The organism is Colwellia sp. 6_MG-2023, from assembly GCF_030547765.1.
Taxonomy (GTDB): Bacteria; Pseudomonadota; Gammaproteobacteria; order Enterobacterales; family Alteromonadaceae; genus Colwellia.
This window is the reverse complement of sequence record NZ_JAUOPP010000053.1, coordinates 1-3,395: the sequence shown is the minus strand read 5'-3', so window position 1 is coordinate 3,395 and position 3,395 is coordinate 1. Positions and strand designations below refer to the sequence as shown.

3 protein-coding genes are annotated in these 3,395 nt (G+C 34.3%); all 3 read left to right on the top strand.

Annotated features, from left to right (window positions below):
* The first annotated feature begins 436 nt into the window (after positions 1-436).
* The 3 genes from Q4503_RS18730 to Q4503_RS18720 all read left to right on the top strand — a co-directional run bounded on the left by Q4503_RS18730 (position 437) and on the right by Q4503_RS18720 (position 3,299).
* Positions 437-1,303: a putative phage abortive infection protein gene (locus tag Q4503_RS18730; protein WP_303603184.1), complete on the top strand. Its 867-nt coding sequence runs from the start codon at positions 437-439 to the stop codon at positions 1,301-1,303.
* Positions 1,304-1,403: 100 nt separating this feature from the next.
* Positions 1,404-2,171: a hypothetical protein gene (locus Q4503_RS18725; RefSeq protein ID WP_303603183.1), complete on the top strand. Its 768-nt coding sequence runs from the start codon at positions 1,404-1,406 to the stop codon at positions 2,169-2,171.
* 135 nt (positions 2,172-2,306) lie between these two features.
* Positions 2,307-3,299: a DUF4062 domain-containing protein gene (locus tag Q4503_RS18720; RefSeq protein WP_216055245.1), complete on the top strand. Its 993-nt coding sequence runs from the start codon at positions 2,307-2,309 to the stop codon at positions 3,297-3,299.
* The last annotated feature ends 96 nt before the right edge of the window (positions 3,300-3,395 follow it).

Genomic DNA, 3,395 nt, shown 5'->3' with positions numbered 1-3,395 from the left:
TTTAATTATTATTGTTTTGTTATTCTTTTATTTCATAATCCGTTACTATCGTGAATTATGGATAATATACTGTTAGGTGTTTTTGGTTTTAGGATGTTTTTCGGTTTGGTGAAAGTAGCATTTAAACAGCGTAATTATATTTTTTACGGTGTTTATATTTCGCCAAGGATAGGTTAGGTTTGCTTACTAATAAGCGTTTTCAAAAAACGGCTTCGCCAATGAAAAGCTATTAATTTCGGCTCTAGCTTTTGCGTGTGGCTCAATAAATCGGTTAGGCGCACAGGCAACGGTGAGCATAATTACAGTTGGGTGAATTAAACACCTAACAAGGCAATAAAGTCGGACTTGTAACAGTTTGCTCGGTTTCGCTTCGCTTCACATTGTAGCAAACTATTACAAGCCGCTTATTGTGGCGTTATATTCGCAAGGAGGCTAGGTGAATCTAAAAAAAGCGTCATTTTATATATTTCTATTGGTATTAGGGATTTTTGGCAGTTACGCAAGCTTTATGCTTTGGGTTACTAGGAATATTGAACTGACAACAGTAGATAAACTTGGGGTGTTTGGTGATAGTTTTGGTGTAACAACATCTTTATTTTCAGGGCTTGCTTTTGCTGGGTTAATCTTAACAATATTGCTACAGCGTGAAGAATTACGTGAATCAAGAGAGATTTTTCGCAAACAAAAGTTTGAAGATGGATTTTACCGATTACTAGATTTTTACCAAAGAAACTTGAACTCTATAAAAATCAAAGAGCCTTCATCTACTACTGTACATGAAGGAGTAGGAGCATTTGGTTTTTTGCTAAAACGCCTGACTAAAGTAATGGAGCCTTTTGAAAAATACTTAGAGGACGCAAGTACTTTTGAAGTATATGATTATTATTTTTTTGTTGAAATACAAAAAGTTTTAATGAAACAAGCTCGCTACTTAGGTACTTTAGAAAGTATATTAACTATAATCGATCAAGATTTAGAAACAGAGAAAGAAAAGGAAATATACTGGAAAATATTGTCTTCTCAACTTACGAGTTTCGAACTTAGGTATATTGTTTATCAATGTTTAGTTGCACCTAAAAATAACAAGCTAAGAGAGTTAATACATAAGTCTAATATTATTGAACTAAGAACTGGTGACGTTAGATTTAGCAGAATATTAATGCGAATTTATGAGAAAACTCATGGTTATCAAATTAAGCGAGTGAAAAGTACTCCAACACTTCCTTATACAAGAAACGAAGTTCGAAACATTAAAAGAAACCATCTTAAACTTAAGCGTAAAGCGAATATAACAAGTCATTAAAGTAGGACAAAAAACAGTTGGTTTTTGCTCGTGCCTCGCTTATTTTAACCAACTATTTTATAGCCTCTTAATGAGGCGTTAGAACTACTAGGGAAGTACCGTGGACATCTTGAAGAAAATCTTATTATTTGATGTATTTCCCTTCTTATGCAGATTTATAGGCTGTTGTTTATTAGTTATAGCTTTATACGGCATCGGCTTTCCCCCTAAAAATGAAATTGGAACAACGTCAGGCTTTTTATTAGTATTATCTCTGTTTTTTATTTTGTTGCCGTTAGCAAAAAAAATTAGCCTTGGTAAATTACTAACCTTTGAAAGAGAAATTGAGAAAGTAAAAACTGAAGTCACAGATTTTAAAGGTGAAACAAGAGAATTTTTGAATGTTTACAGTAATATGATTACCGCAATTTCTAACACTGTTAACCAAACTGTAAATGTTCATCTTCCTGGTAAGGAACAAGTCCAAGAAGCTAAAGAAGAATTGAAATCTGCAATTCATCAAGATGAAAGCGACTCAAATATTGAAGATGAATTTCAAGAATATATAAGCGCTTCAGGTAATGATATAAACTTTGCTCTTGCTCGCTTGCGTATGGATCTAGAAAAATCAATGCGTGTCATTTTAGGCAAGAGAACTCAAACTTCAGATCCAACAGAAATGAAATCGAAGTTCTTATCAGCTAGACAACTATTTAAAGAACTTACTATTCAATATCCCAACTACAAAGGGATGCATAGTTCTTACGATTACATTCTTAAAATATGCAATGCTGCAATTCATGGTCAACAGATATCTAATGGACACGGTCAGGAAGCATTATATATGGGTCTCCAAATGTTAAAGGAATTAGATCGTGTGCAAAAGTAGTTCTAACAAGTTGCTTAAACGGACAAAAAACAGTTGGCTTTTGCTCGTTCCTCGCTATTTTAGCCAACTATTTTTAGCCGCTTAGCAAAGCGTTAAGTGCCAATGTAACAATCAATCAAAGAGTGTCTATCTAAAATGGAAAAAAGATATCAAGTATTTGTAAGCTCTACTTTTGCTGATTTACAGGAAGAGAGACAGCAAGTCATTCAAGCATTAATGGAAATGGACTGTATTCCTGCTGGAATGGAATTATTTCCAGCTACAGATGAGGAGCAGTGGGAATTTATTAAAAGAATTATTGATGATTGTGATTATTATTTACTAATTATTGGTGGCCGTTACGGTTCAGTTTCTTCTGAGGGTATTAGTTACACTGAAATGGAATATGATTACGCTGTATCTAAAGGGCTAAAAGTTATAGCTTTGCTTCACGATGAACCTCAGGATTTACCAGCTAGCAAAGTCGAAATGAATACAGAGGCACAAGAAAAGTTAGAAGCTTTTCGAAGTAAAGTAGCAACTGGACGATTGGTTAAGTTTTGGAGTAGAGCTGACTTGTTAGCTGGCTTAGTAGCACTTAGTTTATCAAAGACTATCAAAACATATCCTGCCGTTGGCTGGGTTAGGGCTGATCAGGCTAACTCGACGGATTTATTGAGAGAACTAAATGATTTGCGAAAAGAAAATGAGGCATTAAGAAAAAAATCCGCGGAAAATCCACAACAAAGTATTGTGGCAATAGAGTCACTTTCGCAAGGTGAAGATTTAATTGAAATAGAGGGCAAGTCATCTCCTGGCTCAGGTTATTCAAAGCAACCTTGGAAAGTTAAGATTAATTGGAATGAACTATTTTCAATAATTGGTCCTGATTTATTTCAATATCAATCAGAGTACGAAGTCCAAAAAATTATTTCATCTAGACTTGGCGTAAAAGCAGGTATTGGTGATTATCTTCCGAGCCTTGATGATGAGTCTAAAAAACAAATTAAAATACAATTGATCGCGCTTGGTTTAGTAAAAGTAGATGAGTTAACTCTGAAAGGTGGAGGCTTTGGTCAGTTTTGGAAAATAACTGAGTTTGGCAAGACAACACTGATGGGAATAATGAGTATCAAAAAAGGCACTTAACAAGTTACTCAAATGTAAGTTAACAAGGACAGTCGCTCAAATTTTTTAATACGCAGTTCGCTAACACTACTTATTATAATAACAAACCTTGCAACT

Excerpts from the sequence above, each read along its gene's own strand:
- Q4503_RS18720 (WP_216055245.1), top strand. The coding sequence starts at position 2,307 with ATGGAAAAAAGATATCAAGTATTTGTAAGCTCTACTTTTGCTGATTTA.